Annotated in this window: 20 protein-coding genes and 1 pseudogene; 2 read left to right on the forward strand and 19 right to left on the reverse strand. The window is 32.9% G+C overall.

What is annotated here, in order from left to right; all coding sequences use genetic code 11:
- Positions 1–102 precede the first annotated feature (102 nt).
- The 10 genes from ccpA to HMPREF2597_RS02555 form a co-directional block, all read right to left on the reverse strand.
- Positions 103–1,092 carry a catabolite control protein A gene (ccpA, locus tag HMPREF2597_RS02510; protein WP_002458835.1) on the reverse strand — a complete coding sequence of 330 codons (990 nt, stop codon included), beginning with the start codon at positions 1,090–1,092 and terminating at the stop codon, positions 103–105.
- A 193-nt stretch (positions 1,093–1,285) separates the two neighbouring features.
- The gene (locus HMPREF2597_RS02515) at positions 1,286–2,377 is read right to left on the reverse strand and encodes a bifunctional 3-deoxy-7-phosphoheptulonate synthase/chorismate mutase (protein WP_002458834.1); all 1,092 of its coding nucleotides are present in this window, start codon (positions 2,375–2,377) and stop codon (positions 1,286–1,288) included.
- A gap of 205 nt (positions 2,378–2,582) precedes the next feature.
- Positions 2,583–3,632 (reverse strand): Maebl, encoded by a 1,050-nt coding sequence (locus HMPREF2597_RS02520; RefSeq protein WP_070817140.1) that lies wholly within the window; start codon positions 3,630–3,632, stop codon positions 2,583–2,585.
- Positions 3,633–3,740: 108 nt separating this feature from the next.
- The gene (locus HMPREF2597_RS02525; protein WP_002458832.1) at positions 3,741–4,211 is read right to left on the reverse strand and encodes a DUF948 domain-containing protein; all 471 of its coding nucleotides are present in this window, start codon (positions 4,209–4,211) and stop codon (positions 3,741–3,743) included.
- Positions 4,212–4,284: 73 nt separating this feature from the next.
- Positions 4,285–5,598 (reverse strand): UDP-N-acetylmuramate--L-alanine ligase, encoded by a 1,314-nt coding sequence (gene murC, locus HMPREF2597_RS02530; protein WP_070817141.1) that lies wholly within the window; start codon positions 5,596–5,598, stop codon positions 4,285–4,287.
- 23 nt (positions 5,599–5,621) lie between these two features.
- Complete coding sequence (locus HMPREF2597_RS02535; RefSeq protein ID WP_002478020.1) at positions 5,622–8,969, reverse strand: DNA translocase FtsK; 3,348 nt, start codon at positions 8,967–8,969, stop codon at positions 5,622–5,624.
- A gap of 21 nt (positions 8,970–8,990) precedes the next feature.
- A complete protein-coding gene (ytpR, locus tag HMPREF2597_RS02540; RefSeq protein WP_037540620.1) occupies positions 8,991–9,587 on the reverse strand; it encodes a YtpR family tRNA-binding protein in 597 nt (198 codons plus the stop codon).
- A gap of 25 nt (positions 9,588–9,612) precedes the next feature.
- Complete coding sequence (locus HMPREF2597_RS02545) at positions 9,613–10,473, reverse strand: DUF1444 domain-containing protein (protein ID WP_012990812.1); 861 nt, start codon at positions 10,471–10,473, stop codon at positions 9,613–9,615.
- A gap of 94 nt (positions 10,474–10,567) precedes the next feature.
- The gene (locus HMPREF2597_RS02550; protein ID WP_002458827.1) at positions 10,568–10,879 is read right to left on the reverse strand and encodes a thioredoxin family protein; all 312 of its coding nucleotides are present in this window, start codon (positions 10,877–10,879) and stop codon (positions 10,568–10,570) included.
- 14 nt (positions 10,880–10,893) lie between these two features.
- Positions 10,894–11,973, reverse strand: a complete 1,080-nt coding sequence (locus tag HMPREF2597_RS02555; RefSeq protein ID WP_002478018.1) for a M42 family metallopeptidase — start codon at positions 11,971–11,973, stop codon at positions 10,894–10,896.
- An 87-nt stretch (positions 11,974–12,060) separates the two neighbouring features.
- On the opposite strand from HMPREF2597_RS02555, the gene HMPREF2597_RS02560 reads away from it, so the two are divergent.
- On the forward strand, positions 12,061–12,381 hold the full coding sequence (locus HMPREF2597_RS02560) for a PepSY domain-containing protein (RefSeq protein ID WP_002478017.1): 321 nt from the start codon (positions 12,061–12,063) through the stop codon (positions 12,379–12,381).
- Between the two features lie 57 nt (positions 12,382–12,438).
- Here HMPREF2597_RS02560 and HMPREF2597_RS02565 read toward each other — a convergent pair.
- The 8 genes and pseudogenes from HMPREF2597_RS02565 to HMPREF2597_RS02600 form a co-directional block, all read right to left on the reverse strand.
- Positions 12,439–13,259: pseudogene (locus tag HMPREF2597_RS02565) on the reverse strand (MBL fold metallo-hydrolase).
- A 370-nt stretch (positions 13,260–13,629) separates the two neighbouring features.
- On the reverse strand, positions 13,630–14,274 hold the full coding sequence (trmB, locus tag HMPREF2597_RS02570) for a tRNA (guanosine(46)-N7)-methyltransferase TrmB (RefSeq protein WP_002478016.1): 645 nt from the start codon (positions 14,272–14,274) through the stop codon (positions 13,630–13,632).
- Positions 14,275–14,342: 68 nt separating this feature from the next.
- Positions 14,343–15,134, reverse strand: a complete 792-nt coding sequence (locus tag HMPREF2597_RS02575; protein ID WP_002492623.1) for a phosphotransferase family protein — start codon at positions 15,132–15,134, stop codon at positions 14,343–14,345.
- 360 nt (positions 15,135–15,494) lie between these two features.
- Positions 15,495–16,340 (reverse strand): D-amino-acid transaminase, encoded by an 846-nt coding sequence (gene dat, locus HMPREF2597_RS02580; RefSeq protein ID WP_070817142.1) that lies wholly within the window; start codon positions 16,338–16,340, stop codon positions 15,495–15,497.
- 2 nt (positions 16,341–16,342) lie between these two features.
- The gene (gene pepV, locus HMPREF2597_RS02585) at positions 16,343–17,752 is read right to left on the reverse strand and encodes a dipeptidase PepV (RefSeq protein WP_002478015.1); all 1,410 of its coding nucleotides are present in this window, start codon (positions 17,750–17,752) and stop codon (positions 16,343–16,345) included.
- A gap of 226 nt (positions 17,753–17,978) precedes the next feature.
- Entirely contained in the window at positions 17,979–18,383 is a 405-nt protein-coding gene (locus HMPREF2597_RS02590; protein ID WP_002478014.1) for a YtxH domain-containing protein, read from the reverse strand.
- Between the two features lie 24 nt (positions 18,384–18,407).
- Positions 18,408–19,097 (reverse strand): pseudouridine synthase, encoded by a 690-nt coding sequence (locus tag HMPREF2597_RS02595; RefSeq protein ID WP_037540621.1) that lies wholly within the window; start codon positions 19,095–19,097, stop codon positions 18,408–18,410.
- Positions 19,097–20,743, reverse strand: a complete 1,647-nt coding sequence (locus tag HMPREF2597_RS02600) for a putative polysaccharide biosynthesis protein (protein ID WP_002458817.1) — start codon at positions 20,741–20,743, stop codon at positions 19,097–19,099. Before HMPREF2597_RS02600 ends, HMPREF2597_RS02595 begins: the two co-directional genes overlap by 1 nt.
- 559 nt (positions 20,744–21,302) lie before the next feature.
- Here HMPREF2597_RS02600 and HMPREF2597_RS02605 point away from each other — a divergent pair.
- Entirely contained in the window at positions 21,303–22,562 is a 1,260-nt protein-coding gene (locus HMPREF2597_RS02605; RefSeq protein ID WP_070817143.1) for a BaiN/RdsA family NAD(P)/FAD-dependent oxidoreductase, read from the forward strand.
- A 119-nt stretch (positions 22,563–22,681) separates the two neighbouring features.
- On the opposite strand, the gene HMPREF2597_RS02610 is transcribed toward HMPREF2597_RS02605, so the two are convergent.
- On the reverse strand, positions 22,682–22,993 hold the full coding sequence (locus HMPREF2597_RS02610) for a rhodanese-like domain-containing protein (protein WP_002458814.1): 312 nt from the start codon (positions 22,991–22,993) through the stop codon (positions 22,682–22,684).
- Between the last annotated feature and the right edge of the window lie 3 nt (positions 22,994–22,996).

Here is a 22,996-nt window from a genome sequence, read left to right on the forward strand (position 1 = left end):
TTTTTCTGAGATTTATGTCCCAGACCCTTTAGGAATTTATATCCCAAACTCGCATATATTTTATGACTAGATTATATACTATTTTTTATTTTTCCACCAAAATTATTTTGTTGTTCCTCTATATTCAATTCTATGTGGCAAAATCACATTAGGTTCATCAATAGGCTCGTCATTCATATATTTCGTTAATAGGCGCATACCAACTGCACCAATATCATACAATGGTTGAATTACACTTGATAATTTTGGTCTAACCATCTCAACTAAACGCGTGTTGTTAAAACTTACAATTTGTAAATCTTGAGGGACTTTCACACCTTTGTCTTGAGCACTATGCAAAATTCCAATTGCTTGCTCATCACTAATGACTAAAATAGCATCCGGATGATGGCCTTGTAACTGTTCAAATGCATGTACACCTTCTTTATAACTTTCTTTTCCAGTAAGATGTAAAGCATCGTCAAGTTTAAGTTGATGCTCCCTTAGAGCCTCGCTTAAGCCATCAAGTACATCATCTTGGGCCTTTTTCGAATAATCTCCACCAACAAGCGCAAACTTAGTTGCACCATTTTGAATAAGTTGTTCTGTCACTTCTTTGGCAGCCGATTTAAAGTCAATATTAACTGATGCAATTTGATCATCTTTTCCATTTGTTCCCGAAACAACAACGGGCACTGATGATTGACTTATTAAATCTTTTATCTCATCTGAAATCGTACCACCTAAGAATATAATACCGTCCACTTGTTTACTTAATAAATTATTGAATATCTCTTTTTCTTTTTCAGGATCATTATCTGAATTAGAAATAATAGAATGATATTTGTACATCGTTGCAATATCTTCTATACCTCGAGCCAATTGTGAATAATAAATATTTGAAATATCTGGAATAATTACACCTACTGTTGTTGTACGTTTACTAGCTAATCCGCGAGCAACTGCATTAGGTCGATAATTTAAGCGCTTTATCACTTCATTGACCTTTTTACGTGTTTCTGGTTTTACGTTTTGATTACCGTTAACCACTCTTGAAACGGTTGCCATGGATACTCTGGCTTCTCTAGCAACATCATAAATTGTAACTGTCATAGCGTCCTCCTGTAAGCGGTTTATTTATTATTATATCGTGTTTTCATTTCATTTTCAAAGTTTAACACAAAAAACTTATGTATTAAATATGTTTTAATTTCGTTCACATATCTGTAAAAAATATTTACTAATTAAAATAAATACCTGCCATAGTGATTCATTAATATGACAGGTACTTGAATTCAGCTAATAACTATTTTAACTTTTTGCTATTATATAATTCAGAAAGTGGTTTAAGTTCGCTGTAAAATGCGTCAAACTCATCTAAGTCCATTTGTTGAGCACTATCACTCAATGCAACAGCAGGGTTAGGATGAACTTCGGCCATTACACCGTCAGCACCGACTGCTAATGCTGCCTTTGCAGTTGGTAACATAATGTCCTTTCTACCCGTACTATGTGTTACATCTACCATAACAGGTAAATGTGTACCTTGTTTAAGAATTGGTACTGCAGAAATATCTAATGTATTTCTTGTAGCTTTTTCATATGTGCGAATACCACGCTCACATAAAATTATATTTTTATTTCCTTGAGAGGCAATATACTCAGCAGCATATGTAAATTCTTCAATTGTTGCTGAAAGCCCTCGTTTTAGTAATATAGGTTTATTTGTACGACCAGCTTCTTTTAGTAATTCAAAATTTTGCATATTACGTGCACCAATTTGGAAAACATCTAAATAATCATCCGCAAGTTCAAAGTGAGCAGGATTAACGATTTCACTAACAATATTTAATCCAAATTTTTCTTTGACATTTTTTAATATTTTAAGCCCTTCTAAACCGAGTCCTTGGAAATCATAAGGTGATGTACGAGGTTTAAAAGCACCACCACGTATGAATTTTTCACCTTTTTGTTGAAGATTACGAGCTACAGCATCTACTTGTTCTTGTGATTCAACGGAGCATGGACCAAAAACAAATGATTTCTTACCATCTCCAATAATGCCACCATTTTTAAATGTTACAACTGTATCTTCTGGCTTTAATTTTCTTGATACATATAAATGTTTTTCATTTTCTGATTTTTGTAAATCTGTGGACGCTTTAAAAATTTCTTTAAATAACTGTTTAATTACATTATCATTAAAAGGACCTTGATTTCGATCTAATAAATCGTTTATCATCTCTTTTTCACGTTGTGGATCATAAACTCTCGTACCCTGTTTTAATTTTTCTTCACCAATTTTTTGCGCCAATTCCCCACGTTTGGACAACAAATCTAATATTTGATTATTAATCGATACAATCTCTTCTCTGTATGATTCTAATTTATTACCCATAAATACTCACCTCAAAATTCTGTTTTAACAATTAGTGTCACTTTAAAGCGATAAAATTATTAATATTAAACTCTATTTTAACAATTCTTTTTTTATTCTTCAACCTCATACGATCTATATTTTTAGAATTTTCTGATATTAATAACATAAAGTAAAAAGGTATCTCCATTATAACTTAATTATAGATGAAGATACCTTTAAATATTTAATCATTGAAAGTACGTTTATCAATTTTACTTTTAGCTTTTTCTACACGTTGTGCTTGTTTAGGTGTTGATTTACGTTCATTTTTAGTTGAATTATCCTGCTGAATCGACTTTTCTTCATGCGTAATTACGCCATTATCAAAATGTGCTGACTGATGCGTTTGTTGGTCTTTAATTTGTGCTTCTGGTTGATTTATTGAAGGCTTTGTAACTAAATTTGGAACACGTTCAACTTTCACAAATTTTAATTCTGGTTCAGTTAATAGCGCTTTTGTTTTAGCCGTAACAGAGCTATCTTGTTCCATTTTTTGAGCTTTGCCTTTTGCTGCTTGTGCTAAACGCTGTGCTTGATTATTTGCCATCATCTTTTTTGTTTTATTAGAAGGCGCTTTTAATGTATCGTTTGTTTCGTGTTTTATTGCTTGTTGCTGTGCTGCTATTTCTGTAGCACTTGCTTCTTTTTTATTCTCTTCTTGTGCTTCTGCTTTAGCTTGCTGAATCTCTTGTGCTTCTGGTGAATCATCTTTTAATGTATCATTTGTTTCGTGTTTTATTGCTTGTTGTTGTGCTGCTATTTCTGTGGCACTCGCTTCTTTTTTATTCTCTTCTTGTGCTTCTGCTTTAGCTTGCTGAATCTCTTGTGCTTCTGGTGAATCATCTTTTAATGTATCATTTACTTCTTCTTTAATAGCTTGTTGTTGTGCTGCTATTTCATCTGGTGAAATACTATCTTGTTGTTTAAAGTCTTCTATCTTGCTTTTTATAGCGTTAAAATTCGTTTCAGCTTGTTCTTTTATATTAAGATATTTCTGTTCTAATTCTTGTTCTTTCTTTTTAAGTTCATCTATTTTTTCAAAACCTTTATTTTTATATAATAGACCAATCGTTGAACCAATAATTGCGCCAGTAATAAAACTTACTACAAAGTCTTTTCGTTTTGGAACTTCATTAGAATAGGGCGTTAAATTTTGATGTTGGTAACTATCATGAGATAAAATATCATCTGAATGTGTATGTTCAAGTGGTTGTTGATTAAATTTTTGACTCATTGTAACTCCTCCTATAACAAATGCACTTAAACAGGTACAAACCTCATTTAAGTGCATGAAATTACATCTTATTAAAAAGTTTTCTCTACAAAAGTTAAGCAGCTTTATTTAATGGATTTTAGTGTCATCAGCTACAGAACTTGTTTTGTAGTTTGAACTTTCTCTACGATAGTGTCTGTTTTGCCATTTATCTGCAATTTCCATTGCAACATTGGACCATTGCACTACTTGAGAAATTTTATCTTCATTTTGAGAGATATTGTGAGTAATTGAATTTGTTACTTTATCAATTGAGCCATTTAAATTTTGAACAGAATCGCCAATACCTTTAACAGCATCAACAACAGAATTTAAACGTTCAACTTTACCTTGGATATCCTCTGTTAAACGATTTACTTTGTGAAGTAAATCTGTAGATTCACGTGTAATACCTTGAACTTGGCCTTCAACACCATCAAGAGTTTTTGCTACGTGATCTAAATTTTTCTTAACTGACATTAACACAACAACTACACCTATACATAAAATTAAGAATGCAATTGCAGCGATAATTCCAGCAATTGGTAAAATCCAATCCATTAAAAACGCCTCCTAAATACCTATTAAAAATGTCATTAGTATTAAATACCCATGAGAATAATGTATAAACATATTAAAAATTATTTGTTATACCTAATTTGTGTTCGTATGCACGTTGTATTTTTTGTATATCACCAGCGCCCATAAATAAAATCACAGCATTATCAAATTGTTCTAATATGTCAATATTATTTTCGTCTATTAATGCAGATCCGTCAACACGTTTGATTAAATCTTGAATCGTTAAGTCTCCTGTGTTTTCTCGAATAGAACCAAAGATTTCACATAAAAAGACATGATCAGCCTTGCTTAAACTATCAGCAAACTCATTTAAAAATGCTTGTGTTCTAGAAAACGTATGCGGTTGAAAGACTGCAATGACTTCTTTATTTGGATATTTCTTTCTTGCTGTTTCTATTGTAGCACTAATCTCTCGCGGATGGTGTGCGTAATCATCAACTAATACTTGTTGATCATATTTAGTTTCATTAAACCGACGTTTGACACCACCAAATGTTTCAAGTGCTTCTTTAATATTTGCAACATCCATATCTTCTAAATAGCTAATTGTTATTACTGCAAGCGCATTTTGAATATTATGATTGCCATATTGTGGTGTTAAGAAGTGATCGTAATATTTGCCATTGATGTATACATCAAATTCAGTACCTTTATCAGTAATTTGAATATCATTGGCATATACGTCATCTTTATCACTTAAACCATAATAATATATTGGGATATCCACGTTAAGTTTACGTAAATGTTCATCGTCCCCCCAAGCTATAATTGCTTTTTTTACATTATTAGCCATCTCTTGAAATGCATCAAAAACATCTTCTACATCTTTAAAATAATCAGGATGATCAAAATCGATATTTGTCATAATAGCATAGTCAGGACGATAGCTTAAAAAATGTCGACGATACTCACATGCCTCAAAAGCAAAGTAGTCGCTTTGAGGTATTCCCAAACCTGTGCCATCTCCAATTAAAAATGATGTCTTTTTATCACCATTCATGACATGTGATAACAATCCAGTTGTTGATGTTTTCCCATGTGCGCCTGTAACAGCCACAGAGGTATATTGATCGATAATGTGACCAAGGAAATCATGATATTTAATAACGACTAGTTTTAAATCATGCGCTCTAACAACCTCTTCATGAGTGTCTGGAAAAGCGTTTCCCTGTATGACTACCATACCCTCTTTTATATTTTCTGCACTAAAAGGTAATGTTTTTATGCCTTTGTTTTTTAATGCTACTTCAGTAAATACATATTTTTCAATATCAGACCCTTGAACTTCATGTCCTAAGTCATGCATGATTTGCGCTAAAGAGCTCATGCCAGCGCCTTTTATACCAACAAAATGATAATGCGTCATATCACTTATACTCCTTTATTCATTTAATTATTTGTTATATCAGCTTCTGTTATCAATACATCTCTAGGTTTAGAACCATTTGCTCCTGTTATATAACCTAGTTGTTCTAATTGATCGATAATTCGTGCTGCACGATTATATCCAATTTGGAAATGTCGTTGAATTAATGACGTTGATATATGACCTTCTTTTATCATAAATTCACATACATCCTCAAATAATTCGTCTTGAGCTTGTGATTGATTTTTCTTTAATAGTTCCTTTTCCTCAAATAAATAATCTGGTTCGCGTTGATGCTTAATAAAATCTACAACACCATCAATTTCATCGTCAGATACAAATGTACCTTGGACTCGAATTGGCTTGTTCATTCCACTGCCGAGATATAGCATGTCACCATATCCGAGTAAACGTTCTGCACCACCACTATCTATGATTGTTCGTGAATCAACGCTTGATGAAACCATAAAGGCAATACGCGTAGGTATGTTAGCTTTAATCAAACCAGTAATAACATTAACTGATGGTCTTTGTGTAGCAACTAGCATATGAATACCACATGCTCTCGCTTTTTGAGCAATTCTAGCAATAGACTGCTCTACTTCTTGTGGCGCTATCATCATTAAATCAGCAAGTTCATCTATAACTATGACAATTTTAGGAATACGTTGTTCATAAGATGCTTTTTTATTAAATGCAGTAATATTTCGAACGTGATATTGCGCAAATAATTTATAGCGTCGTTCCATTTCTTCAACAGCCCATTTCAGACTTTGTGTAGCGGCCTTAACATCTGTAATTACTGGTGAAACTAAATGAGGTAAATCATTGTACGGTGCTAATTCTACCATTTTAGGGTCAATTAATAGTAACCGCAATTCTTCTGGATGGTTTTTATACAATAAAGACATTAATATGCTATTAATGCATACGGATTTACCTGAACCTGTTGCACCTGCAATTAAAGCATGTGGTGTTTTAGCGATATCCATAAGCAACGGTTCATTATTAATTCGATTACCCATTGCTACAGTTAATTTTGATTCAGAATGCTTAAAATGCTCAGTCTCTAATATTGATTTTAAGTTTACTTTCGTGGGGTTTTGATTTGGAACTTCAATACCAACTAGACTTGTACCAGGAATTGGCGCTTCGATACGTATATCTTTGGCTGCAAGTGCCATTTTGATATCATCTTGCAATGCAGTAATTCTTGATACCTTAACACCCTTTTCAACAGCCAATTCAAAGCGTGTTACACTTGGTCCAACTGTAACATTCTTCACTTCTGCTGGCACATTGAAATAATAGAATGCATCATTAAGCTCTTGCTTTTTGCTATCAATCCATGTTTCATCAATTTCTTGTGGTTGAGCATCATTTAAAATATCTAAATCCGGTAACTTAATGTTCGGGCCTCTCCGTATCATTGTCTGTTCAGATTTTGCAGTTATATTATTGTTATCATTCTTAGATTGTTTTATTTCACCATCAGGTTGTGTCGCATTTACATTTGCCTGTATATTAGTGGAATCGTCTTCTAAATCTTCATTTTGTGGATATATATCTTGACTTAGTTCATCAGTGTTTCTTTCTATTACGTTATGATTACTTTCATGATTTTTAGCGACATTGTTTTTGTCTAATGTTTGTGATGTCTGTGGAGTTAACTCTGGCACATTAACTTGTTTTTCTTGTCTTTTGGCTTGTTGATCCATCATTCTTTTTCTATCAGATGGTGTCATAACGACGTTAAATGGTTTAGACCCTAGCTTAATATTGTTCTTATTTTGTGCTTTTACAGCATATGTTGTGTCATGATTATGCTCTTTATTCGTTGCTGATTTTTTCTGTTGCAACTTAGTTGTGCTGTGTTGTGCACTTTGTTTTGAGTCGATGTCGTTATGTGACTCATGATTTCGATATGCATGACCTTGTTTAATTGTAGAACTTTCTCTATTATCACTGTTTGAACGCGTATTATTGTCATCAGCAGTTTTAGTCGAAATGTCAGCCTGCTCAATTTCATGATATTCTGCATCTGTAATGTCATTGTCTATCAAATGATCATCTTGCTGTTTATCACTGTGTTGTTCTCTGTCTAACATATTTTTATGCTGTTCAGCTTCTAATGTTTCTTGGTCATCCAATTGCTGAATGTTATTTGAGCTTTTATCAGCAGAAACATCAGTAATGTCTGACACATTAACTTGATCATCTGTTAATTCTTGAATTTGTTGAATATCATCTAAAGCTATTTCCTCATAGTGATAATCTCTTTTTTCATCGTTGTTATCATTATGAGTATCTTCGGAAGTATGCTCAGCTTGCCGATTATTATCTTTTAACGATGTATCGTCATTAAGCGAACTTTCACCCGTATAACGTTCAGCTTGTTTGGCATACATTGCATCTATGGCTTTTTGTATGTCATCATCTTGATGTTGTTTCTGCTGACGTTTATCTTGCAATGCCTTTTTAAATCGACGTTTTTGTAACACTTTGCGTTCTCTTTCTTTACGTATTTCTTCAACAATCTGAGAAGCATAAATGTTTTCGATATTTATAGTATTATTTCGTGCGGGTTGGCGTTTTTTTATAATATCATCGCGATGCGTTGTCTCATCATTGTGTTGACTTTGTTGATTCGTATTTTCAGCCTGAGTTGACTGCACTGGTTGCTGTGTATCTCTTTTAACTTCAGTTTGTTGTTTATCGTTATTTCGGCTTTCATCATCACGCTTATCATGCTCAACATCAGGAATGATACCATTTTCAATTGGACGTCTTTTTTTTGTTCCAAAAATAGCTGAGGGAACTTCACTAGCTTTAAAACTATGTGCTTGATATGTAGGTTTCGCTTCATTTGCAGACGATTTGATCCGCTCAGATTGCAATTTAAAGCGTGGTTTAGTGCTTGAATAATGCGAATGCGGTGATGTTTGTTGTGTTGCATATGCTGATGCTTGTTTCTTTAATCTGGATTGACTATCTGCATGTGATTGTTCTTTGTGTCTGTCATCATGTGAAGATGTTGCGCGTTGCCCACTTCCTGTATAATTTCTATGTCTACGGCGGTGTGTATGTGCTTGACCAGTTGTGAAGTCAGATTGATATGTTTGTCGACGGCGATTATTGTTACGCTCATTAACGTTATCGGTTGATGAAATATCATCTTGAACTTCATTATCTGAAATATTCATAGGAAATCGAAATTTTCCTTTTGGTCTTTCGTAGATATCATTATTTTCAGGAAGTAATGAGTCTTCGCTATTTAATTGATGCTTTGAATGTTGACGACGCGTTTTACGAAAAAAGACATCACTATCTGAATGATTATTTTCGCCAAATAATTTATCGAACCAGCTCATATACTCACTACCTTCCTACTTTTATTCAAAAAATGCTTGTCCAATTTGGTAATTATCAGATAATACCAAGATGCCTTTCTCTTGTGGCGCATTCGGCAAGTTAAGTTCTTTCATTGAACATACCATACCGCTTGAATCAACACCTCGTAGTTGCGCATCTTTAATAACCATACCACTAGGCATAACAGCGCCAACTTTAGCAACAACAACTTTTTGACCAGCTTCTACGTTAGGTGCACCACAAACAATTTGCAATACTTCTGTTGCAACGTCAACAGATAAAATACTTAGCTTGTCTGCATTAGGATGCTTTTCTTTTGTTTTCACATAACCCACAACAAATTTTGGAGATAAATCAGCATCTAATTGATATGAATAACCAGCTTCTGAAATGACTTGTTGCAATTTGTTAAGTATTTCCTCTGTTAATTTAATATTACCCACGTCTTGAATATGAAAATAATGAGAAAAATTGAAAATATTAAAACCAACAACAGCGTTATCTTGTGTTAATTGAACAACATTTTCTTTGATTTCATAAGCAACGTCACCTTCAACAGGATTTATTTGTAGAAATGCCACATCTCCAACGCCTTTGGGATTGTAAAATAAATTCATCATTTAAAACTCCTCTATATCGCTTCTAGTATTCTTTATGATTAAACTTTTTTCTATTTGCTTCTAATCTCTGTATAACATTAGGACCTCTTTTTTGTTTGTTATTTTTACCTAAAATAAAAATCGGTTCTAAGTGACCTTTACTATATCCAAATGATAAGGAGGTAATAGGTACTAATCCTTTAGTGAAAAATTCCATCGTTAAATGAGCCATCACATCATAGCCAGTTTTATTTCTTATATCAGCAACGATAAGCACATCTTGATGTGGTACAGCTACAAGCATTTCACCTTCACACTGTTGTTCAAATTCATTAAGTAATTTTGTATTTAATATACGGCTAGCATCATAACCATCGTTTGAATTAATAAAATAAAATATATTACCTTTCACTTCGTCAGTGGAATAAGAACATTCAAGCTTACGCAAATTAAATAAAGACATTTCTTTTACTTGTTGTGTCGTTATATTCATTTGTTTTAGCATACTTTCATCAATTAAACGATAAGATTTGCCTAAGTCAACAGCGTAATAAACGTTTGTTTCAGCTGTATGTTTATCAATTACAAATGCACTTCCATCCTTAGTCTTTTTCTCAAAACTTGTGGAACGAATAACTGGCATGATATTTATATCAGAAATTTGGTCTAATCCTTGGTCCTGCATTTGTGAAATCGCCTCTGTAACATAGTAGACAATTTCATCAATAATTTTATTTTGTTGCTCTTCATACTTAGCAACTATGGCATTTAATTTAATCGTAACGCCTTTATGATTATCATTTCTATAGATACGTAGAGTTTCTTCTTCACGATCAAACTTAAAATCAACGTCTAAATATTTTAATCGTTGCTTTAATTCGTCTCTCATCTTAAAGACGTTCATCTTTACACCTCAATTTCACACCATTTATTATTTTACAATAAATATAGCCTTAATTACAGAAAAATTAAGCGATGTTGACTGCTAAAATAATATTTTAACAATATTGTGCTAAAAATTCATCAATCTGGGCAATTGATTTGCGTTCTTTACCAATATATGAACCTAACATATCACCATCTTTAAACACTAAAAAACTTGGAATTCCCATAATATCGTATTTTACACATAAATCTATAAAACGATCTCTATCTACTGAGACAAATTGAAATTGTGGATACTTATGCTCTAAAATTGGCAAATCTGGTTCAATGATTTTACAATCTGGGCACCACCCCGCAGTAAACTCAAATACGACATTACTTTGCTTTAATTTATCAAATTGTTGTTCAGATTCAAGTTGGATCATAATTTAATTCTCCCTTAAATTTCATATTGTAATTCATTAATTTGATGACGATCTAAGTTAATCACAGCCTCCATTAAAAGCTGTCGTGCTGAAAAATAATCTCTAATATCAAACACAGCATCCGTACTATGAATATAGCGCGCACAAACACCTATGACCGCAGTAGGTATACCCTGATTCGCCTTATGTATTTCTCCCCCATCCGTACCACCAGGTGACATATAATATTGATAATTTATCTCTTTTTCATTCGCTAATTTCAATAGATAATCTCTAAAAATTGGTTTTAAGATCATTGTGCCGTCTTTAATTCGAATTAATGTCCCTTCACCTAATTCACCGGACAAACGTCCTTTGCCTTTTACATCATTAGCTGGTGAACAATCAACAACAAATGCAATATCTGGTCGAATCAATTCGGCAGATGCTCTTGCACCACGTAAACCTACTTCTTCTTGCACATTCGCACCAACATATAAATCCACATCTAATTCAACATCTTTTAATAATTCTAATATTTCAATAGCAAGGACACACCCATAGCGATTATCCCATGCTTTTCCACTAAATCGATATTCTGACAGACGTGATAATGTTGTTGCTGGCACTATAGAATCACCAATTTCAATACCGCGTTCACGGACTTCTTCAGCACTAGTTGCACCTATATCTAGTAGTAAATCATGTATTTTAGGTGCAGCTTCATTTCCAGTGCGGAAATGTTTAGGAATATTAGCTACAACCCCTAATATTTGATCACCTTGACGTGTTTTGATAGTTAGTCTTTGCCCTTGCCAAATATCATTAGCAACACCTCCAAGATTTGTAAAGTGCAGCAAACCATTATCTGTTATTTCAGTAATCATAAATCCTATTTCATCCATGTGTGCAGCAATCATTACTTTTTTAGCATTGGCTGTACTAGACTTTTTCACTCCAAAAAATCCGCCTAATTTATTCTCTACAAAATGACTAATATAAGGTGTCATTTCAGCTTTCATATAGGCTTTAACATCATTTTCGAATCCTGGTGCACCATGCAACTCAGTTAGCGTTTTTATGCGTTGCAATGTACGATTTTGTTCAATCTCCACAAGAATCACGCTCCTTGATAGTTATTATATCATGTTAAATATGGTAAACTAAATTTATGAACTATTGATTTTGAGGTGCATTTTAACATGAAAGACATAAATAAAAAAATTTTAATTTCGCTAATTGTCCTTTTCACACTAATGTTAGTTACCCTACCTGTTCTTTTCTTAATATTAACACGTCAAAAACTCAAGCATCCTAATCAAGTGTTAAATGAGGTTAAGTCTTATTTTAGAAATGTTAAAGGTTCCTACATATTAGAAACACCATTAGTTGACGACGCAAGTTACCCTGGGCGCTTTATATATCAAGGTGGTATCACCCAAGTTAAACATAATGAATTTACACAATATGAATTCTATGTCGATGCCAAAAATGGTGAAGTGTTAAACATCGTTGAACTTTAATCTACATCAAAAGTGGAAATACGCTAACTTTATAGTTATGTCGTATTTCCACTTTTGTCATCGTTCTATTCTATCAATTATTGTTTGTGGATTTGATTGAAATTTGCAAGCAAAATATTGATGGTCATGATAATATAAAAACCAATAGTTATGATAAATAAAATAAGGAATGAGTCTTTCTTTCGCTCTAATTGATTCCATAGGATAATCATCATATGCGGACACCCACAGTGGATTTAAATGAGCATGAGTTGGAAAAATATCTGACATATGCACTGCGCTTTCACCATTGCTCTTTATTGTTACAATAGATAGGCCATTGCTATGACCTCCAACATGATGCATTTCAATACCTGGGAGCACTTCAATAGTATCTTCAAATAAAATAACATTCTGATCGTAGTCCCCCTGATTCTTCTTCCAATATGTCGCTTTACTTCGCAAGTTAGGACTAAGAAATTCATGCCACTCATCTTGCTGTATAATATGCATAGCATTTTTAAATATGGCATTGCCATCACAATCTGATAATCCAGCTGCATGATCAAAATGCATGTGGGTCATTAATACATAATCAATTTCATCCGTAGTTAAATGAAACTGCGATAAAGCCTTTTCAATATTGCTTTCATAATCAACGCCATAATTTTTAATTTGTTTTTTTGTTAACTTGGCATTGCCTAATCCTGCATCGATAATGATATTTTTTCTCCAGTCTGAATAAGTATAGGATATGTAACAAGTGGAACTTGGTTATTATTATTAACACTATACTTTTTAGACCATAACGGTTTAGGTACTACACCAAATATAGCTCCACCATCCATTTTAGTTATACCGCCATTTAGCTGATTAATCATAAATTCGCCTAATTTCATATATTTATCTCCTTTAATATGAAAAGCTGATTTATTTTTGTATACCCTATTTAGGTAACTTTATGTTCATGAAAGAAACTTGCTATACAAGGTCGACTTACTGTGCTTGGTGAAATGCTTTTCGCATTTCTCTTTGTTGGGGCCCCACCCCCAACTTGCTTTGTCTGTTGGCTTTCTTTTTGAAAGCCTATTTGTTGGGGCCCCTGTCTTCACTTGTCTTGTACTCCAAAGTGTCTTGCTAAAATACGTCTCATTGATATGTAATTTTACATCAACATATTTAAAAAAGGCAGTTTCTATATTATTTCAATAGAAATTGCCTTTTTTATTTGTCCAACAACTTTATGTCACAGACTCATCATCATTTAATTTATAAATCTTGATGGAATTTAGCTTCCATGCGATATATACGAGATCCTTTATCTGCAAATTTCTGTTCATATTCTGTAAGAACATTATCTTCATTATCTTCTTCATGCAAGTTCAAATTTATTTTAGTAAAGTACATGCCAAACGTTGACATGCTTTCTAAACTATATGCAAATAATCCACGATTATCTGTCTTAAAATGAATTTCTCCATCTTTAACTAAAATTTGTCTATATAGTGCTAGAAATGTTTTATATGTTAGTCGCCTCTTTGCATGACGATTTTTAGGCCATGGATCTGAAAAGTTTAAATATATACGAGATACTTCATGAGATTTAAAATAATCGGTTAATTCTATGGCATCGTTACATATCATTTTGACATTTGTTAGTCCTAAATCTTTCACTTTATCTAGTACTTTGTACATCACACTTTTTTCTCGTTCCATAGAAACGAAATTAATTTCAGGATGTTGTGAAGCTATGGTAGTTATAAATTTCCCCATGCCAGAACCAATTTCGATATAGATGGGTTGTTTTTTGTCAAACCATTCTGATATATGTCCCGCATGTCTACCATCCATATCAACTAAATCTGGATGCTCTTTTAAATAATCTTCTGCCCATGGTTTATATCGAACTCTCATGCTTATCCTCCTTATATAAAAAATTGAGACTGTAAGTAGCTACATTTCTGCAACTACTTATCAGCCTATTAAATAAATAAATTACTATTCATAACTTCATTAAGAAACTTCAACCAAGTATTCATATCTTTAAAACGCTTCTGTTCTTCATACCATTGCACCATGCCGATGGATTGTATGACCGTATACCATTTCATGCGTTTATTTAAATCAAGACTTTCTTGTTCACCATAAATTTTGAACCATTGAGACCATTTTCTTTCGGGAACGTAGTTGTAAAGCAACATACCAATATCAATCGCAGGATCTGCAATCATTGCACCTTCCCAATCCACTAGAAAAAGTTCATCCCTATCTGATAATAACCAATTATTATGGTTAACATCTCCATGTACGACTGTAAAAAAGCGAGCATCTAAATTTGGAATATGTTCTTCTAAATAAATAAGCGCTTTTCTCACAATATGATGGCTTAATACTTCCCTGGATAAAGAGGCGTTAATTTTGTTCAACATGATTGCTGGTGTAATTGGTTCCATTTCCATGCGTTTCAACATCGTTAGCAAGGGTTTTGAGCTATGTATTTTTTTCATTAGCTGAGCTACTCTCGTCTGTGCCATTTCAATAGGCTCTAACTCTCTGCCGTTTTTCCAATGCTGAGCTGTAACGACTTCTCCTGTCTCAATACGTTTTGTCCAAACAAGTTTTGGGACAATTCCTTCAGCTGATAAAGCTGCGATAAATGGATTTGAATTTCGTTTTAAGAAAAGCTTTTGTCCGTCTTGTTCTGCCATATAAGCTTCGCCTGAAGCACCACCTGCAGAATCAAGTGTCCACCCTAATTGATAAAACTGCTCCAACACGTTCACCTCACTTCCAATTAGAAAATGGCTCTAGAAAGAAGTTTCAAGAGCCATATATTCTAATTTATACCAGTCGTATACTTCTAAAATACGCTGGTCATAATATAATCACTAGTAGTGTGTTTTATTATATTTTTTAAAATATTGTCCCGATATTTTAATTAAATTTACCATTTAGTTTTGTTATCACTCAAAGTAAATTTTATAATTTTTAGCCTCATTTTTCAACTGAAAATGAGAAAATAAAAGTCACATTTTACTAGTCATTTATACGTCCAAAAGTTAACTTTTGCTTAGGTCTTATTATAACACATTCATCTTAAATAAGTAGTTGTAATTTCATCTTTTCACAATTTATTAAATACTTTTTTCTTGAATGTATTTGTCGAAACCTTCTTGTAACTGACGTGTTATAGGTCCTACTTTACCATCATTAACCGCTTCACCATCTAATTTAATAATTGGCATAACTTCTGCTGATGTACTAGAAATAATCACTTCATCTGCATGTTTTAAGAAATCAACATCAAATGTTTCTTCAATAAATTGAATATTATAATCATCTGCAATCCATTTAATCACTCTGCGGGTAATACCATTTAAAATGTAATTATTAACCGGATGTGTATATATTTTGCCATCTTTAATCGCATACACATTACTTGATGCACCTTCTGTAACAGTGTCTCCGCGATGCTGAATCGCCTCTGTAGCATTATATTTAACCGCATATTCTTTTGCCAATACGTTACCTAGTAAGTTTAGACTTTTAATGTCACATCTTAACCAACGTATATCTTCAACTGTGACTGCGCTAACGCCATTCTGTAATTCTTCATATGGGCGATCGTAACTTTTAGCAAATGCTGTAATAACCGGCTTAACTTCTGGTATTGGAAATGAATGATTACGTGGTGACACACCACGTGTTGCTTGAATATAAATGCCACCAGTTTCTATTTGATTTTCTTTTAGTAACTGGCGTGTTATGTCAATAAGTTCTTCTTTAGTTTTGCCTAAATCTAAACCTATTTCATCTGCACTGCGTAAAAATCTATCAAAATGTTCTTCGACTGTAAATAATTTACCTTTATATGCTCTTATATATTCATAAATACCGTCACCAAAAACATAACCACGATCTTCATAAGATACTTTAGCCTCAGATTGATCTACAAATTTTCCATTTAAATATACCTTCATATTTATCCCTCCACACACAATGAATATATCGCTTCTAAGTAAATGCTTGTTGCGTCAAATAGTTGTTTTTTCGTAATATATTCATTCTTTTGATGCATTAAATCTTCAGAATCACTGAACATTGCCCCAAATGCAACACCTTTATCTAAATTGCGCGCGTATGTACCGCCACCAATTGTATAAGGTTCTGATAAATCGCCAGTTTGATTGCGGTAGGCAGTTACAAGCTTTTGAACAAACGGATCATTTTTATCTACAAAATGTGGTTGCTGTACCTTTCCTAAATCTACGTCAAATCCAAGTGATTTAATTTCATCTTCAAAGCGGTGAATTGCTTCTTCAAATTCAAATCCTAATGGATAACGTAGATTAACACCAAAACGCCCTGCATGTTCATTATCATATTCAATAATTCCTACATTGGTTGTTACATCACCCATAATATCAGTGTGGAATTTCATTCCCATTTTTTCACCAAAATGAGATTCAAATAAATAACGATTACTAAAGTCTACAAAATCTTTTGCTGTTTTGTTTAAGTTCAATGAGCCTAAAAAATGTAATAAATGTAAACCAGCATTCACGCCTAATGATGGATCCATACCATGAACTGCTTTACCATTAACAGTTAATTGTAAAACGCCACTATCAACTGTGCTATCACCCGTTAGTTTATGTTCTTGTAGATAATGTTCAAAGTGTTGAATTACATCTGTCATATTTTCTTTAACAAATACCTTTGCTTCTGCAAAATCAGGTACCATATTATAACGTTGGCCTGATTTAAATGATAACAATTCATAATCAGGTTCATCTTGATCATCTGATTTCAATTGCTGTACTAAATCAAACGTTGTGATACCCTTTTCACCATGGATAGCAGGAAATTCAGCATCAGGTGCAAAACCAAGTGTTGGCATTTCTTCTGTTTGGAAATATCTTTCAGTACACTTCCAATCAGACTCTTCATCTGTACCAATAATCATATGAATACGTTTTTTCCAATCAACATTCATATCATTTAAAATCTTAATAGCATAATAAGCTGCAATCGTAGGTCCTTTATCATCGAGTGTTCCTCTTGCTATAATGGCATCATCAGTCACAACAGGTTTAAATGGATCTGAATTCCAGCCATCTCCAGCAGGTACAACATCAACGTGACATAATATCCCCAATACATCATCGCCTTTTCCTGCTTCAATTCTTCCAGCGATATGGTCAACATCATGCGTAGCAAAACCATCTCTTTGAGCAATTTCATACATGTAATCTAATGCTTTTCTAGGTCCTGGGCCAACTGGTGCGTCCTCAGATGCTAGACTATCATCACGAACACTTTCAATTGAAAGCAGGCCGTTTAAGTCATCTATTATTTTACTTTCATATTCTTGAACCTTTTCTTTCCACATTTAGATCAACTTCCTTTTTTAATTTATATTTTCTATTCTACATAATTTATGCTATAAATTACAGTCAGATCTAAGAAGAATTACAAAATGTTCAGACAATTAGAGATTTTGGCAGTTCATTATTTAATTTTTGGCTTATTAAATGAATCATTATTTCACTAATAAAACAGAAAAATACACATCCAGCAATGCCGAATGTGTATTTTTCTATTTTAATGATACACTTTTATTTGTTTCGATTATTTTTTAAATCTTCTTCTGTCACTACACGTAAATTATTTGATGCTGATCCACCTTCATCATCAAATTTCACTTCTTCAAGTTCCTTTTGATTATCTTTTTTAGAAGTTAATTTAGATTTTTGTTCTTGAATAAAGCCTTTTGGATCATTTTTTATTTTATTCATGTATGCTTGTGGATTGTTCTTTACATCTTGAATTTTGTTTGTTGCTCTAGATCCAAGGTCATTTGCGATTTCTTTTGCATTTTCCTTGTAGCTTTCTGGATCTTCTTTGTATTTATTGTATTCTACCTTTAATTTGTCACGGTTTTCTTTTCTAGACAATATCACAGCTGCTGCCGCTGTTCCTAAACCTAGTATTACTCTGAAAAAACCTGCTTTTTTAGCCATGTAAAACACCTTCTCTTTCGAATATTATTTTAATTGCTCGATATCGGTTTGCGTTAATACACGATATTGACCCTCGTCCAACTCTTCATCTAAACGTAGGTTAGCAATTTGTATGCGTTTCAATTCTAATACCTCATTTTCAATGCTATGAAACATTCTTTTTATTTGATGATATCTTCCTTCATATATAGTAACCTTTGAGTGGTAGTCATCAATTATGGTTAGTTCAGCTGGTTTTGTCAAACCATCAGACAACATCACACCTTGTTTAAACATATACTGATTATCTTTAGTCACTGGATACTTAGAAGTTACTAAATATGTCTTAGCTACATGCTTGTTGGGGTTCATCAAATTGTGGCTAAATTGACCATCGTTAGTGATGAGTAATAAGCCCTCAGTATCTTTATCTAACCGGCCTACTGGAAATAGATCTAAATATTTATAGTCTTTTATTAAATCAATGACTGTTGCCTGTTTAGGGTCTTCGGTGGCTGAAATATAGCCTTTAGGTTTATTCAACATCAAATATACCGTTTCAACATAATCTATTTGATGACCATGAATTTGAACAACATCATGATGTGGATCGATTTGAGTTTTAGCAGATTTTTCTACTTTTCCATTAACCGTCACATTCCCCTTTTTTAAGGATTGCTTTACTTCTGTACGCGTACCTTGACCCATATGTGCTAAAAATTTATCTAGTCTCATCATCTTAAAAACCCGATTCTATTACGTACTTTTTGAGCTACATCACCTAAAAATTCATCAGCTAATTTTGTTTTAATTGTTGCAAAGCCGTAAATCATTGCGCCTATTAAAACACAGACTAAGAGAATGATCAGTGCATAGAGTTTACGCTCAACAGGTAAGAATTGTGTCAATAATAAATATGTTAACTCAACGCCAATCATCATGATAAAGCCATAAATAAATATTTTAGCAAAGTGAATAAACGTTTCGGTAAATTCAAATTTTGCATAAACCTTTAAAATAACAAAGTTTGCAATATTAGCAGCTAGTAATGCTATTGCGGTACTCAATACTGCGCCAACTGTATGGAATGCCATAATTAAAGGAATATTGAGTAATAATTTTAAAATAACTGAGCCTAAAATAACAAACACAGTTAATTTCTGTTTATCGATGCCTTGCAACATTGATGCTGTTACACTTAATAATGAAATTAATATTGCTACAGGTGCATACCAGAATAAAATAAATTGACCATCGGGATTATATTGGTAGAACACTGTATAAAGCGGTGATGCTAATGCCATAATTCCTAAACTTGCTGGAACAGTAATAAACATTAATACACCTAATGACGTTCTTATTTGACGATGCATTTCAATTAAACGTCCTTCAGCATAAGTTTTCGTAATATATGGAATTAAACTCACTGCAAACCCAGCAGCTAATGATGTTGGAATCATTACAATTTTATTGGTTGTGAAATTCAAAATAGAGAAAAAGTATCCTTGTTTTTCAAAAAAACCTACTAAATCAAGCGCATTATTATGCGTAAACATATCAACTAAATTATATAAAGAAAAGTTAAGACTTACTATAACAAATGGAATACTGTATGAAATAATCTCTTTATACATTTGAGTATAAGTCACATTCATTCCTGTTTGGTCAGAAGCCACCATTTTATCAATATGTGGTTTCCTTTTACGCCAGTAATACCACAATGTTAATATACCTGCGATTGCACCAACTGCTGCAGCAATAGTCGCTATACCATTGGCTATTAAAATTGCACCATGAAATACATGAAGTACTAAATAACTTCCAACTAATATAAAGATAATACGAGCAACTTGTTCATTTACTTCAGACACTGCTGTAGGCCCCATAGATTGATATCCCTGGAATACACCTCTCCACGTAGCTAATAAAGGAATAAAGATAACAACAACACTAATCACTCTAATGATCCAAGTAATATCAGCTACAGACCACTCACTAGCGCTTACTTCTTTACCAAGCGTTAATGTAGCTATTTCAGGAGCAAGTGCAAATAGTAATAAAAATCCAATGATTCCGGTTATAAACATAACGACAAAACTAGATTTGTAAAGCTTTTGTCCAATTTTATATGCACCTAAAGCATTGTATTTGGCTACATATTTTGATGCAGCTAATGGTACACCAGCTGTAGCAACAGCAATGGCAATATTATATGGTGTATATGCATAGTTAAATGGAATCAAATTTGTTTCAGCATCGCCACCACCAGCGCCCATAATTGCATAAAAAGGAATTACAAATAACACACCAAGTATCTTTGTAATTAAAATACTGATTGTTATTAGAAAGGTACCACGTACCATTTCTTTATTCTCACTCATAATTATCTTCCTACCTTTAGTTTAAACTCTTCTTAAAAAGCTTAAATAATAATCAAGACTTACATTATTATAAAATATATCATAAATCGCACAACGTTTCCCAACAACTTTGTAAAATTTTGCGCAGATTTTATTTAATTATAGTAACTATAGATGCTCTTGTATTAGTTACACATTTATGCAAATCTTAAAATAATTAATTTTAAAATATGTTATTAACCAATCTTTGATTATATGAATAACGCATCAAAAAATAAATTTTATGGAGTCAGGAACATCATTATGTTTTGGACTATAAACTAAATATTGGCAGTAGTTGACTGGATTGAAAATACGCTTGATACTAAGCTTTTTTCAATCCTAGTCAACCTTGCCGGAGCGGTACTACGAATTCATGATAAATTCTGTCCCGCTCTCAATTTTTTCAGCTTGTTTGAATGTGAATTGACAACGTACACTTAATAATGTCATAAGCAATTGGGACATTGCAAATAATAATGTAGCCATATAGTGTAAGTGTCGTATACAATAGCAGTAGTAACTATTGGAGGATTCAACTATGTATCAAACAATTATAATAGGAGGCGGTCCAAGTGGCTTAATGGCTGCAGTTGCAGCAAGCCAATCAGGACAACGTGTATTATTAATAGAAAAGAAAAAAGGTTTAGGACGCAAGTTGAAGATTTCAGGTGGTGGACGCTGTAATGTCACAAATCGCTTACCTTATGAAGAAATAATTAAAAATATTCCAGGTAACGGAAAATTTTTATACAGTCCATTTTCAACATTTGATAATGAATCTATTATTCAATTCTTTGAATCCCGAGCTGTTAAACTAAAAGAAGAAGATCATGGCCGCATGTTTCCCGTCTCAAACAAAGCCCAAGATGTTGTAAATGCTTTAGTTCAAACGATTCATTCTCAGCATGTCGATATAATTGAAGAAACACCTGTAACTCGTATTGAAAAATCAACAAATGATAGTTTTATCGTACATACCCAATCTAAAAGTTATAATGGCAAAACATTAGTGATTGCAACTGGTGGGACTAGTGTGCCACAAACCGGTTCAACTGGAGATGGCTATCGTTTTGCACAAGCAATGGGACATACGATTACCGAATTATTCCCCACGGAAGTACCTATCACATCAAACGAGTCTTTTATTAAAGAACAACGCTTAAAAGGTCTAAGCCTTAAAGATGTTTGTTTATCAGTACATAAGAAAAACGGCAAAATACGTATTAGTCATAAAATGGACATGATTTTCACCCACTTTGGGATAAGCGGCCCCGCTGCATTAAGATGTAGCCAATTTATTTACAAAGAACAGAAACAGCAAAAAATGCAACAAATAACAATGTCTTTAGATGTATTTCCAGATTTAAATAAAGACAAATTAAGTCAAAAAATTAATAAGCTTATTCAATCACAGCCAAATAAAATTATAAAAAATAGTTTACATGGTTTAATTGAAGAACGTTACTTAATATTTGCGTTAGAACATGCAAATATTAATGATGACATGACAGGACATCACTTTTCAAATCAGCAATTACAACAACTTGTTGAAATATTTAAAGGATTTAAATTTAAAGTTAACGGCACATTACCTATAGATAAAGCATTTGTAACTGGCGGCGGTGTTTCCTTAAAAGAAATTTGGCCTAAAACAATGATGTCTAAACTTGAACCAGGTTTATTTTTGTGTGGAGAAGTCTTAGATATTCACGGTTATACTGGTGGTTATAATATTACTAGCGCCCTTGTGACTGGACATGTCGCAGGCCTCAATGCCGGAAGTTATTTATATCATTAACTTTATAGCTAGCATTTTTTAAATCACGTTTAGACTTGGCTTTAAAAAATAAACACCCATTTAGCTACCGTTAATAAATGGGTGTTTATTAAATCTATTAAAATTCATTTACTTAAAAATTAAATACGTTTTATTTCTAATCCTTCATTGCCCCAAGCTTTCATACCGCCTTCTACATTGACTGCATGAATATCTTGTTTTTCTAAATATCGAGCTACTTTTTCACTTCGAACACCTGCAGCACAAATAATATAGTAAGTATCATTTGTATTAAAATAATCAATATTTGATTCAATTTTATCCATAGGAATCGTTTCTGCACCAGGTATGATACCCATAGATGTTTCCTCATCTGTACGAACATCAACAATATTAACTGGATTAGATTCTAATACTTTATTTTTCAAATCTTCAACAGTTATTGAATCCATTAT

It is taken from the genome of Staphylococcus sp. HMSC063A07 (assembly GCF_001836955.1).
Classification (GTDB): domain Bacteria; phylum Bacillota; class Bacilli; order Staphylococcales; family Staphylococcaceae; genus Staphylococcus; species Staphylococcus lugdunensis.